The 13,798-nt window shown below is 44.8% G+C and carries 9 protein-coding genes; 3 read left to right on the top strand and 6 right to left on the bottom strand.

What is annotated here, in order from left to right; genetic code table 11:
* Positions 1–18: 18 nt before the first annotated feature.
* The 6 genes from glnK to hrpB all read right to left on the bottom strand — a co-directional run bounded on the left by glnK (position 19) and on the right by hrpB (position 11,346).
* Positions 19–357: a P-II family nitrogen regulator gene (glnK, locus tag ACFI6G_RS10220; RefSeq protein ID WP_010436019.1), complete on the bottom strand. Its 339-nt coding sequence runs from the start codon at positions 355–357 to the stop codon at positions 19–21.
* Positions 358–624: 267 nt separating this feature from the next.
* Entirely contained in the window at positions 625–993 is a 369-nt protein-coding gene (locus ACFI6G_RS10225) for a YacL family protein (protein WP_016791290.1), read from the bottom strand.
* A 225-nt stretch (positions 994–1,218) separates the two neighbouring features.
* Positions 1,219–3,807 (bottom strand): bifunctional aconitate hydratase 2/2-methylisocitrate dehydratase, encoded by a 2,589-nt coding sequence (gene acnB / locus ACFI6G_RS10230; RefSeq protein WP_046209168.1) that lies wholly within the window; start codon positions 3,805–3,807, stop codon positions 1,219–1,221.
* A gap of 272 nt (positions 3,808–4,079) precedes the next feature.
* Positions 4,080–6,413: a patatin-like phospholipase family protein gene (locus ACFI6G_RS10235; protein WP_016787816.1), complete on the bottom strand. Its 2,334-nt coding sequence runs from the start codon at positions 6,411–6,413 to the stop codon at positions 4,080–4,082.
* A 38-nt stretch (positions 6,414–6,451) separates the two neighbouring features.
* Entirely contained in the window at positions 6,452–8,851 is a 2,400-nt protein-coding gene (mrcB, locus tag ACFI6G_RS10240; protein ID WP_010436009.1) for a penicillin-binding protein 1B, read from the bottom strand.
* Complete coding sequence (gene hrpB, locus ACFI6G_RS10245) at positions 8,848–11,346, bottom strand: ATP-dependent helicase HrpB (RefSeq protein ID WP_081276189.1); 2,499 nt, start codon at positions 11,344–11,346, stop codon at positions 8,848–8,850. Before hrpB ends, mrcB begins: the two co-directional genes overlap by 4 nt.
* 34 nt (positions 11,347–11,380) lie before the next feature.
* Between hrpB and sfsA the strand changes: the two genes are divergently transcribed.
* The 3 genes from sfsA to gluQRS all read left to right on the top strand — a co-directional run bounded on the left by sfsA (position 11,381) and on the right by gluQRS (position 13,782).
* Positions 11,381–12,106 carry a DNA/RNA nuclease SfsA gene (gene sfsA, locus ACFI6G_RS10250; RefSeq protein ID WP_016793789.1) on the top strand — a complete coding sequence of 242 codons (726 nt, stop codon included), beginning with the start codon at positions 11,381–11,383 and terminating at the stop codon, positions 12,104–12,106.
* A gap of 135 nt (positions 12,107–12,241) precedes the next feature.
* Positions 12,242–12,688, top strand: a complete 447-nt coding sequence (dksA, locus tag ACFI6G_RS10255; protein WP_004738189.1) for an RNA polymerase-binding protein DksA — start codon at positions 12,242–12,244, stop codon at positions 12,686–12,688.
* Between the two features lie 218 nt (positions 12,689–12,906).
* Positions 12,907–13,782 (top strand): tRNA glutamyl-Q(34) synthetase GluQRS, encoded by an 876-nt coding sequence (gluQRS, locus tag ACFI6G_RS10260; RefSeq protein ID WP_016799544.1) that lies wholly within the window; start codon positions 12,907–12,909, stop codon positions 13,780–13,782.
* The last annotated feature ends 16 nt before the right edge of the window (positions 13,783–13,798 follow it).

Raw genomic sequence — 13,798 nt, forward strand, 5'->3', positions numbered from 1 at the left:
TCCAGTCCTTGTAATTCTTTAAAGTGCTTCAGCATCCATTTCACCAGTACGAATTCGTACGGCATGGCTAAGGTCATACACAAAAATTTTGCCATCGCCGATTTTTCCGGTGTGTGCCGCTTGGCTAATCGCTTCAACAACTCGGTCAACATTCTCAGCTTGGGTAGCTATCTCTAGTTTTACCTTTGGCAGGAAATCAACTTGGTACTCTGCACCACGATACAATTCAGTGTGTCCCTTCTGGCGACCGAAACCTTTCACTTCAGAAACAGTCATACCTTCAATACCTACATCAGAGAGCGCTTCACGTACATCGTCTAATTTAAATGGCTTAACAATGGCATTTATTAATTTCATATTCGTTCCTTAAATTCTTCACAAATCCGTTAATTCCCTTATTACAATCCAAGTAGCGTGCCAAAAAGTTAAGTCATTGATTTAAAATAAAATAAAGATATTAAGAGCGTAATAACAAAAAAGGCCGCACCATATTGGTGCGGCCTTTTCACTATCTTAATGCGTAACGCTATTGTTGCTCCAGTTTTGGGCAACGAGATGATTACAGTATGAAACTATTGCTAATTCATAACCTAAAAGTCGTTACTGATCGCTGAGAAATCATAACTAATAACCTAAAAAGTCAATCCAGCGTTCGAGCAACAGCTCAAAATCATCAATTCCGCAACTCGCTTGGCTTTCACAGTTATAAAAATCAAACTCACTACCCTCTTCCATCTCTTGCTCATGCGCTAACACATTTTCTTGAATCGTGACTTCATCTTCATTGATCGCAAGGCTGATCTCTTTGCCAAGTAGTGTAACTTCATTACTAAGATCTTGGCGAGACTGCTCAATAAGCACCATGACATGCTCTAACTTTTGCTTATCTTTACCAATCTCTTCTTGAAGCCAACGACCAACAATTTCATGGCCCATGCTGCATTTCACATAGTATTCACCCATGAGAGTGTTTCTAGTAAATTCGAATTCCATACGGCTCCAAAGTTCCAATAAAGAGAAGATTCAATAAATAAGTAGTAGCAAAAATGAGGCGAGAGTATATAGCTAACTCTATTTGAGATCGAGCCTGTTTAACGAGACACAGTGCCTCTTACAAAAAGCACAAACAAAAACGCCCTCTCACATGGAGAAGGCGTTGAATTAACAGTTAACACGTACCTTAAAAGCAGTAAGTGCTTACTTGTTATCTATTAAGCGCTACGCAGGCTCTTGAAAGATAACAGTGTCTGCTTTTTCCGTGTACTGACCCATTTTATGGAAGTTCAGGTAACGGTATGTATCTGCAGCGGTTGCATTAATCTTCTCAGCGTACTCTAAGTACTCTTCTTTCGTTGGTATACGACCTAGAATCGCGCCAACCGCAGAAAGCTCAGCAGAAGCCAGGTAAACATTCGCGCCATTACCTAAGCGGTTCGGGAAGTTACGAGTTGACGTCGACATAACCGTCGAAGCATCAGCCACACGAGCTTGGTTACCCATACATAGTGAACAGCCAGGAGTTTCGATACGTACACCAGCACGACCGAAGATGCCGTAGTAGCCTTCTTCTGTCAGTTGGTCTTTATCCATCTTCGTTGGCGGAGCTACCCATAGGCGAGTATTTAGCGAGCCGTTAAACTCTTCTAGCATCTTACCCGCAGCTCGGAAGTGACCGATATTTGTCATACAAGAACCGATGAACACTTCTTGAATCTCAGTACCTTGAACGTCAGAAAGAAGACGAGCATCATCTGGATCGTTTGGTGCACATAGGATTGGCTGATCGATGTCAGCAAGGTCGATCTCGATAACATGAGCGTATTCCGCATCTGAATCAGCAGATAGCAACTCAGGGTTCGCTAGCCACTCTTCCATTGCCGCTATACGACGCTCAATCGTACGTACATCACCGTAACCTTCAGCAATCATCCACTTAAGCATAACGATATTCGAGTTCAAGTACTCATCGATAGACTCTTGAGATAGCTTAACAGTACAACCTGCAGCAGAACGCTCAGCAGATGCATCAGAAAGCTCAAATGCTTGCTCAACAGATAGGTGCTCAACACCTTCAATTTCTAGTACACGACCAGAGAATTCGTTGATCTTACCTGCTTTCTCTACGGTTAGTAGACCTTGCTTGATACCGTAAAGAGGAATGGCATGTACTAGGTCACGTAGCGTGATACCTGGCTGCATTTCACCTTTGAAGCGAACCAAGATAGATTCAGGCATATCAAGAGGCATAACGCCTGTTGCAGCAGCAAATGCGACCAAACCAGAACCCGCAGGGAACGAAATACCTAGAGGGAAACGAGTATGCGAGTCACCACCTGTACCAACAGTATCAGGAAGAAGCATACGGTTTAGCCATGAGTGAATAACACCATCACCTGGGCGAAGTGAAACACCCGCACGGTTCATGATGAAATCAGGCAGCGTATGGTGAGTATTTACATCAACTGGTTTAGGATATGCCGATGTATGACAGAAAGACTGCATAACAAGATCAGCAGAGAAGCCAAGACATGCAAGATCTTTAAGCTCATCACGCGTCATAGGGCCCGTAGTATCTTGAGAGCCAACAGTTGTCATTTTAGGTTCACAGTACTGACCAGCACGTACACCTTCAACACCACATGCTTTACCTACCATCTTCTGAGCTAACGTGTAGCCTTTGTCAGAAGCAGAAGGGTCGATTGGTTTAGCAAATAGATCGGTTTCAGCTAAGCCTAGAGCCTCACGAGCGCGACCTGTAAGGCCACGACCGATGATCAGTGGAATACGACCACCAGCACGAACTTCATCTAACAATACTTTGCTTAACTCAAAGTTTGAAATCACAGAACCGTTTTTATGCACAACACCTTCATATGGGTAGATATCAATAATATCGCCCATGTTCATGTCTTGTACGTTTAGTTCAATTGGTAGTGCGCCAGAATCTTCCATTGTGTTGTAGAAGATTGGGGCAATTTTACCACCTAGACAAACACCGCCAGTACGCTTGTTTGGCACGAATGGGATATCTTCACCCATAAACCAAAGCACTGAGTTTGTTGCCGATTTACGTGAAGAACCTGTACCAACAACATCACCAACATAAGCCAGTGGAATGCCATCTTTTTGCATTTCTTCAATTTGAGTAATCGGACCAACGCAACCCTGTTCGTCAGGAGTGATGCCTTCACGTTCCATCTTCAGCATCGCTTTTGCGTGCACTGGGATATCTGGACGCGACCAGGCATCAGGCGCTGGAGATAGGTCATCGGTGTTGGTTTCACCGGTGACTTTGAATACTTTAACGGTAATTTTCTCTGCTACTTTGTCTTTAGCAGTAAACCATTCAGCATCAGCCCAAGATTGAAGTACTTGTTGTGCAGAAGTATTACCTGCTTTCGCTTTCTCTTCTACGTCGTAAAAAGCATCGAACATCAACAGAGTATGAGAAAGCGCTTTAACAGCGATTGGAGCAAGCTCAGCATCATCGAGTAGAGAGACGAGAGGTTCGATGTTGTAGCCACCTTGCATAGTACCAAGCAGCTGAGCCGCTTTTTCTTTGCTTACTAGTGGAGAAGCTACTTCACCTTTCGTGATAGCCGTTAAAAAGCCAGCTTTTACATAAGCAGCTTCATCAACGCCTGGTGGAATGCGGTTTTCTAGTAGGTCAAGAATATATTCATCTTCACCTTGAGGTGGGTTCTTTAGAAGTTCAACTAGGCCAGCGACTTGCTCAGCGTCTAGTGGTTTTGGAACAACTCCCTCGGCAGCACGTTCTTCGACGTGTTTACGGTAGGCTTCAAGCACGACTTTTTTCCTCTCATTGCGGTCCACTTCTTCCCTTCATAATTGTTAGTAAAATAAAGAAGTGAACATCCTTGGAAACTTGGCTCTCCATTGCCATTTTTGTCATTCAATTTGTATTGATGAGCGGCGTCATAGAGGCCAAACTGTGGGCGGTAGAATAGCAAATTTAACGTTAAATTAAAATCTTATCATTTTGACCAACATAGCAAGTTAAGACGAAAGTCCTACGATTTTTACCTATTTAGTCGGAAAAAGAGCTATCACACGCATGTTTATTTGTAAGACGTTCCGATAATTAAGTAGACCGAATCGTAGTTACTTTCGGTTCTACCGTAAGCTAAAATAATCGGCCCTATTGGAGAATCAACTCCAGCAAAGACAGAGCCAGCAGTGAACATCGGCGCTTCATCAAGACTCAGTTCATTGTTCGACCACACACCACCATGTTCAACGGATGCACCCACGTAGAATGGTGATTTAAAGAGGCCGAAATCATTTTCAAACCACTTGTAACGATAGATTAGACTCGTATAAGCCAAGTTTTGACCGATCAGGCTATTTCTTGGGATACCGGATAAATTAAGGAATCCACCAAGCTCCTTCGGATCAATTGGAAATACAGAGTTTTTGCTTTCTACCATACCAAAATCCAGCTTTGCGACTAAAGTATGCTTCTCAATACTTTGTGCCGCCATGAAATTAGCGGAAATCTCGTAAACGGTATCACTCTCAGAGGTTAAGTCAGAATCCCCAAGAGAACTGTCATTTTCAAAGTCATCATGAGAGACAAGATACTCTAAATCAACAAAGTAACCTTCCGTCGGTAAACTAAAGTTATCTAAGGTATCCAACCGATAACTAACGAATCCTCCGATACGTGAATACCCTCCATTACCTAGAGAGGGCAATGAAGCAACCTCAACTTCACCGTCGGTATAACGAACACCTGCTTTAAGCTCTTGCCACAATGTTGGTTGGTAACCCAATGCAAGTTCACCCACATACTCTCTGTAAGTCATCGGTAAGTAATCTTGCGTGACATCGAGGGTCGGCTCTTCAATCGCTTCCTCACCGGCGGGTAAATTTCTTTTCTGGTTGCTGTAAACAAGCGACGCCGAGGTAAACAACTTCTGGCTTGAGAAAAAAGGAGAAAACAACTCAGCCTCAATAAGCTTATCAGTACCCATTTCTAGATTCGTTCTTAACTCAGCACCGTGCGAGTTGATATCAGTGAAGTTCGCAGACATACCTATTGAATATTGGCTATCAGTTGCAAAGTCATCTTCAAGGTAAAAGCGAAAATTGAGATAATTAGGGCCCCATGATTTCTCATTCACATCAACGACGAGTTGATCTTCACCATCAACGTTTTCAAATTCATAAGTGACCAGTTCAAAGCGGTCTAATGCGTAGAGATCTTTAACCTGAGATTCAATCTCACTGGTTTTAAGGATCTGTCCTGAATCGAGGTTCAAGCGATTCTCTATCAACTTATCTGAATAGTGGCTGTTATTGTTGATAATAACCTTATCAACAACGGTTTGATCACCGTGTTTCAGCTTTTTTCGAGCTTGTTGTTTATGCTCGATATACTTCTGATAGTCTGCATTGGAGAGTGATAACTTAGAAAGTTCAGCGCTGTATTGGCGCGCGGCATCATAACCCGCTTGATAGGCGCCCGGCATCTTATCAAATTCAGTGGTTTCCATTAGCCCAACATCAGGGCGTAGGAACACATCGTCGTCCGTTAACGTCTCGGCCTGCTCTTGAGTGCTACGACGAACAAGGTAGTTGGATAGCTGATCGGCGGCGGCTAGAAAATTAGTAAAATCTTCCTTACCTTTGTAGTTTGAGCTGATATCGACAGCAATAACGATATCTGCTCCCATCGCTCTGGCAACATCAACCGGCATGTTATTGGTGACACCGCCATCAACCAGCATTCGCCCATCGACTTCATAAGGCGGCAAAGCGCCAGGCACCGACATACTTGCCATCATCGCATCAACAAGATGACCATGGTCGATAACGACTTCTTCGAGTTTAATAATATCTGTAGCAACAGAACGGTAAGGGATAGCAAGGTGGTCAAAAGAATCCAGCGGGGATAAGTTACCCGTAGTTTCACGCAAAATACGCAACATATTCTGACCTTGAACCACGCCTTTTCTTGCTTTGATTTCTCCCCAGCCTAAACCTAGATCGGTGTTCAGCTGATAGCGGTCTTCATACTCTTTGTCACGCACTCGGCGATCACTACGATTAACGCGATCACGGTAGCCGCGATTCCAATCAACCGTATAAATAAAGCTCTCGATCTCGTCAGCGCTCATTCCTGTCGCATAAAGTCCACCAACATAAGACCCCATGCTGGTCCCCGTAATGTAGTCGACTGGAATTTGCATCTCTTCGAGCGCTTTAAGCACACCTATATGTGCCGCACCTTTCGCTCCACCACCGGCAAGTACTACAGCAACCGTCGGTCTTTTATAGGCTTGTTCAGCCTGTTGAGATTGAGCAACGTCTGTCACAGTAAAAGCAAACAGCTGAAAACTGATCACAGCACTGGCGATGCTCAAGCCACTCACTAACCAACGAGAAATCATTATTTAAACTATCCTTGTCATTCTTTTCTGTTACGACTTTACCACTGAAAAAGCTTTTTTAGCCACTGTTTTGGTTGACTTTCACAGCCCTTCTTAATATTTCCGTTCTCATCCCACACCGGCAATTTAACAGCGCCATCACAGTCTAACTCTAAGGCACCATCTGACGTTCGGGTAAAACTAGCTGTCGCGACTCCTGTTGGCCACGGCAGTAACAATTGTTCAGGTGTTCTCTGCTTTAAGTAATCAGCATAAACACGTAACGCACCACTAGAACCGGTTAGCTTTGTTGGTTGATTGTCATCACGCCCTAGCCAAATAGTAGTCACTTCACGGCCATCAACCCCAACAAACCAACTATCTCGGCTGTCATTACTGGTACCCGTTTTACCGGCCAAACCTGCCCATGCAAACTGACCTTGTAAGAAGCGACCTGTGCCTTCCGACACCCCTCGCTTCATTGCATAAGTCGTTAACCAAGCCGCTTGTTGATCAACACTTTGCGATACACGAGGAATCGATTGATACAGAACCTCACCATCATTATCAACAACCGAACGAAGCGCAGACAAAGGTGCTATACGGCCAGAGTTGGTAATCGTTTGGTACATCTGCGCTACCTGAAATGGGGTCAATGAGAATGAACCCAAAAACATCGATGGCACTGGGCGAATTTCGTTTTTATCGACACCCAGTTTTCCGATCGTATCGGAAACGCTATCGATCCCTAGCTGCATCCCTAAGCGAACCGTTGGGACGTTGTAAGACTTAGAAAGCGCTACATACAAAGGCACCTCGCCACGGAACTTCCGATCGAAGTTTCTCGGGCTCCAGACACTGCCTTTACTGCCTTTCAAACTCAGTGGCGTATCCATCAAGGTCGTCGCCAACGTATATTTCTGGGGTCGTTCTAATGCGGTCAAGTAGATTGCAGGCTTAACCAAAGAACCAATAGGACGACTCGCGTTCAAGGCTCGGTTAAAGCCATCGTAGCCAGTACGTTTACCACCTACCATTGCTCGGATTTCACCAGTATTTCGATCAACGGCAATCGCAGCTGCTTCAAGCTTATTACCCGCTGTTTTCGAGAGTTCCGGAACTTTACGCGCAATCGACTTCTCTAGCTTATCTTGAGAAACCGGATCCAAAGATGTAAATACTCGTATCCCTTTTTTCGCTTCAAAGCGGTCACCAACATATCTCTTCAGTTCAATATTAACCTGTTGGAAATAAGCTGGCTGACGACTGGCTATGCGAGGGTTATCTTGAATATCCAAATCACGGCTCGCCGCTTCTTCGTACTGTTGCGGAGTAAGAATATCTTGTTGCATCAACAAACGAAGAACCAGATCTCGTCGAGTCTTCGCTCGTTCGGGATAGCGAACGGGGTTGTAATACGAAGGGCCTTTGACCATGCCAACCAGCAGAGCCAACTGATCAATTCGCAGCTCTTGAATCGGCTGACCGAAGTACAAACGAGACGCTAAGCCGAAACCATGAATGGCTTCACCACCATTTTGACCAAGATAAACCTCGTTCAAATACGCTTCTAAGATACGATCTTTGCTATAACGATGATCCAAGATCAACGCAATATAGGCTTCACGAACCTTACGCCACAAGGTACGCTCACTGGATAAGAACAGGTTCTTCGCTAATTGTTGAGTCAGCGTACTGCCCCCTTGCACCGTTCGACCCGCCTTAACATTAACCACCATCGCACGAGCAATCGCCAATGGTGAAACGCCATCGTGCTGGTAGAAATTTCGGTCTTCGGTTGCCAATAACGCATCAACCATTACCTCAGGGAACTGATTGCGTTTTAAGAACAGACGCTGCTCATCGTTACTTTTCTCAAGCATGCCAAGCATTTTCGGTTCAACACGCAGGTACCCCATATCGCCTTTCTTCTCTAGCGACTGGATACGAGTTAGTTCGTTGCCGTTGAAATGCAGCATCACATGACGATCCGCTTCTGGCCCATCGACAAACTCGAACGGGCGACGAATCATTTCAATCTTAGTTGATGAAGAAGAGTATTCACCCGGATGACGAGGCGCATTCACCTTGCGATAATTAAGAACATCGAGCTCATTCTTCACTTGTACCAAGCTAACCTGAGTTCCCGGTGACAAGTCCAGCACTCGTGCATAAACAACGGTTGGCAAGTCAAACAACTGGCCTTCAAAGCGCTGTTTGACTACCGAATCCAAATAAATACCGACGAACAGCAGCAATGCTGCTAGCGCTAGGCCCGCTTTCCAAGATATGCCCCATAGAATCTTCAGCCAACTTCTTTTACTCGAGTTCTTAGCGCTTGATTTGGTCTTTTTCGTAGCCGTTCTCGGTTTTCTTGTTTTAGCTTTAGTCGTTGGTGACTTTTTTGCTGGCGCTTTTTTAGGTGGTGCCTTTTTTGGCGTTAACATTTTGGTCATCATCGATTCAACTGTCGTTTGGTTTTAGTGGTTGCTACATGGTTAGCAGGGTCATCCGGCCAAGGGTGTTTGGGGTAACGGCCTTTCATCTCTTTTTGCACTTCTTTGTACGCGCCAGCCCAGAAGCCAGCTAAATCTTGAGTGATTTGTAATGGTCGTTGTGCAGGTGAAAGCAATTCCAGAACCACCTTTTTACGCCCTTGAGCTATCAATGGGGAATCTTGTTCGCCAAAAACTTCCTGCATTCGTACTGAGATCACAGGCTCAGATTGATATTGGTATCGAATCGCCTTTTTACTTCCCGTTGGCATTAGGTAATTCGTTGGTAACCATTGGTCGATGTCTTGATTCAAAGGCCACCCAAGATACGCCGATAGCGCTTGCTCCACCGAAACATTCAACAACCCTTTAGCTGACTTAATGCCATTTAAATACGGCGAAAGCCACTCATCAAGATGCTCAACTAAGCTTGCATTATCCATCGCAGGCCAATCATGCTCAGGCATCCAAAGTTCAGCACAACGCACGCGCTCAACAAACTGCTTCGCTGAAGCTGTCCAATTCAAACGGTCAAGACCACATCGAGCGATATAATTCAGTAGCGCTTTGCTTGTCTGATTCGCATCCGGCTCTGGCAAGGCTTTAGTGCTGATGATTAGGCTACCCAATGACACTCGTTGTTCGGCGACCAAACGGCCACGCTTCTCATCCCAATCCGCATAATCAGAAATCACGAAGAGCTTCGGAAATGCCTCTTCTAACTGTTCGATATCAATCGCAGTTGCGAGGAAGATCTGACTTGCTCGCCCAGTGCTGCGCATCAAGTCAATCACCACGATATAATCATTGTTAGCCAATGGGTCATCATCACGCACCTCAGCTCCGTGACCGTTCGCTAGAAGAAAAGCACTGCTCGTTGTGCTTCTCGCCTGAGCAATTCGGTCTGGAAATGCAAAACAAAGCACTAATGGTAGCAATGATTCGTCAAGTTGTGACAAATCTAAGTGATGATTGAGTCTGCTAGCGAGGCTTTTCGCTCGTTGCATAACAATACTGTTTTTCGAGTGTTTTCTTTGCTTAAATCGGTGCAATGAATGCTGAATATCAGTGACATTTCGCTCAGGTTCCTCAAGTAAAGCGGCAGCGACGATGGCAATGTTAAGTGAAAGTTGGCTACTTTGCTGTGCTTTGATTAGCATGCTAGCGATACGAGGTTCTAAGCCTAAACGCTGTGCCTGCTTCCCCATTGCCGTAAACTGGCCATTACCATCGAACAACTCAAGACCCTGCAACAGTTGTTTAGCTTGCGCAATTGAAGCCTGTGGTGGAGTGTCTAGCCACTGCAGTTCATCCGCATTTGCAGCACCCCATTGTGTCAACTCCGCCACCAACGAAGAAAGGTCGGAATGAAGGATTTCAGATTCTGGTACAGCGGGTTGCTGCATAAGTTGCGTTTCGCTGTACAGACGAACACACAGGCCCTCTTCAATTCGGCCAGCCCGGCCAGCTCGTTGCTCTGCTGAGGACTGCGAGATTTTCACTTGCTCAAGCTTAGTGATGCCCGTTTTTAAATCAAACTTTGCCACTCGTTCTAAACCAGAATCCACCACCAAGCGAATGCCCTCAATCGTCAAAGAGGTTTCGGCAATATTGGTAGCTAACACCACCTTTCGACGGCCTTTCACCGATGGCGAGATCGCTTTCTGCTGTTGAGAAAAGCTGAGCTGACCGTACAAAGGGCAAACATCGATATCACCGGCAAGTTGTTCGAGTTGAGATACCAACTGTTTAATCGCAGAAACGCCCGGCAAGAAAGCTAAAAGCGAACCCGACTCTTTTTCCATCACAGATCGAATCACACTGGCCATTTTAGGGGCTAGATATTCATTTGCGTTAAGAGGCTGATAGCGAAAATCGACAGGGAAACTTCGACCTTGTGATTCCACGTATTTAGCATTCGGCAGCAAAGTTTGTAGAGCTTGTTGATCTAAGGTTGCCGACATCACAACCACTTTTAGGTCGTCACGCAGTGCCTCTTGGATCTCTAAACTAAACGCCAATGCGGTATCGGCATGAATGCTGCGCTCGTGAAACTCATCAAAGATCACCATATCAACCCCTGTTAACTCAGGGTCGCTTTGGATCATTCGAGTCATAATCCCTTCGGTAACGATTTCCAAGCGCGTCGAACTGCTGGTTTTAGATTCACCACGAACTCTATAACCTATGCTTTCACCCACCGTTTCTCCCAATTGGCTCGCTAAATAAGTTGCAATATTCCTTGCAGCCAAACGCCTCGGTTCAAGCATGATGATCTTTCCTTGAACAGCGTTAGTCTTAACTAGTTGCAGAGGGAAGAATGTTGACTTACCCGCACCGGGAGCGGCCTTTAGAATAAGTTGAGTGTGCGTTCGTACGCCAGCGAGTAGATCTGGCATCACAGCTTCTATGGGCAGTTGTGGCAATGGGAGAACCTTGTGGTGTAATGTTGGCAACATTGTACATAAAAACCTACCTGTCTAAATAAGTAATATGCACTTCAATCCCCCATTAGAGCCAGCGACTCTTATTAAACGCTATAAACGTTTTCTCACTGATATAAAACTTCCAGACGGCAGTGAGCGTACTATTCACTGTGCTAATACTGGAGCGATGACGGGATGCGCAACCCCAGGCAATACGGTGTGGTACTCCACATCAGATAATGCAAAAAGAAAGTACCCAAACAGCTGGGAGATCTCAGAAACAGACAAAGGCCACCGTATTTGTGTAAATACTGCGCGGGCAAACCAGCTTGCAGTGGAAGCAATTGAAAATGGGACTATAGTTGAACTCTTAGGATACAACGCGTTACGGACTGAAGTTAAGTATGGCAGTGAGAATAGTCGAATAGATATTCTGCTTGAAGATAGCGAAAAGCCGCTCTGCTATATCGAAGTAAAAAGCGTCACTTTGCTCGACGAGCAAGAAACGTCAACCAAAGGACAAGGTTTTTTTCCTGATGCAGTCACAACCCGAGGCCAAAAACATCTGCGTGAACTCACAGAAATGGTCGAATCTGGAAATAGAGCCGTACTTTTATTCACTGTTTTGCATTCAGGTATTGAAAAAGTGTCTGCGGCACACCATATAGACGCCAAATATTCGTTATTACTAAAACAAGCACAAGACGCTGGAGTTGAAGTGCTTTGCTATAAAGCAGAGCTCAGCAGTACTCAAATACAACTAAAACAAGCCGTTGAATTTATCAATAGCTAAGCAAAGATGCTGAACTAATCACATTGATTGCAACTTTGGATAAGAGTATTTGCCACCATTCGTTCTTTCTGCTATAGATACCCGCCTTAAAATTAGCTGCTTTGCAGTTGACTAGGTGTAAATAGGAGATGCTGTATGCCAGAATCTAAGAAAAAAGCGCTAGGCATCCTAGCCATCGCAGGTGTTGAACCGTACCAAGAAAAGCCAGGTGAAGAGTACATGTCACCTGAGCAAACGGAACATTTTACAAAAATTTTAGCAGCTTGGCGCAACCAGCTCAGGGAAGAAGTTGATCGTACTGTGCACCACATGCAGGACGAAGCAGCGAATTTCCCAGACCCAGTTGACCGTGCTTCTCAAGAAGAAGAATTCAGCTTAGAGTTACGTAACCGTGACCGTGAGCGTCGTCTTATCAAGAAAATCGAGAAGACACTAGACAAGATCGAAGAAGACGATTTCGGCTTTTGTGATTCTTGCGGTATCGAGATTGGCATTCGTCGCCTTGAAGCTCGTCCAACTGCTGATCTTTGTATTGACTGTAAAACGCTTGCAGAGATCAAAGAGAAACAGATGCAAGGTTAATTCTTGCGGATGTAAAAAAGGGAGCTTTGGCTCCCTTTTTTGTTTGTTATTCAAGCGAAGTATTTCACACGCTTGATAGTAAATAGCAGCTTTAAGCCTTGGTTCTATACATCAAACCTTGTTTATAGAGATTGAAGCTTAGTTCTACACATTAATGCTCTAGTTAAACGTCTTAAGAATCGGCTACTGCGGTACCATTTAGATTAGGTTGTTCACTCATGAATTATATCGGGCGCTTTGCACCATCACCGTCAGGTCCTCTTCATTTTGGATCACTTGTTGCAGCTCTTGGTAGCTACTTTCAAGCGAAATCTAACCAAGGACAATGGTTGGTTCGCATGGAAGACTTAGACCCGCCAAGAGAAATGGCCGGCGCTGCAGACCTGATTCTTAAGACGCTTGAAGCTTACCACCTGTTTTGGGATGGCGAAGTCGTTTATCAAAGCCAGCGTCATGACCTCTATCAGGCACAAATCGACCAATGGGTCGCTGATGGCCAAGCTTATTACTGCCAATGCACCCGTAAACAGATAAAGTCCTTAGGCGGATTTTATAATGGTCACTGTAGGCATGCTGGTTTAATTGATTCCGGTGAACAAGCCGTACGTTTGTGCATGGACTTCCCAGTAGAATCTTTTCAGGATGTTCGACACGGTCAGATTCAGATCCCTAAAGGATTGGCTGAAGAAGATTTTATTATAAAGCGCAGAGACGGACTGTTTGCCTATAACCTCGCGGTTGTCCTTGATGACATAGAACAAGGGGTGACAGAGGTAGTAAGAGGTGCAGACTTAATAGAACCGACAGGTCGACAGATTAGCTTGTATAAGACACTCAAACAAAAAACCGTGAATTACTTGCACTTACCATTGGCAACCGATGGCTTGGGGAATAAACTGTCAAAACAGAACCATGCTACTGCAATCGATATCGACAACCCAAAACCGACGTTAATCAACGCCATGCAATTCTTAGGTTTTGATATACCTAAAGCTCTTTATGAGGCCTCAATGGATGAGATTTTAACGTGGGGCAGCCAACAATGGAACGTCAGTCAATTACCTGATAGTTTACAAAAAGAGCACTGTAATTAGCTCGAAACTCACGGCA

Source organism: Vibrio sp. PSi01 (assembly GCF_054960695.1).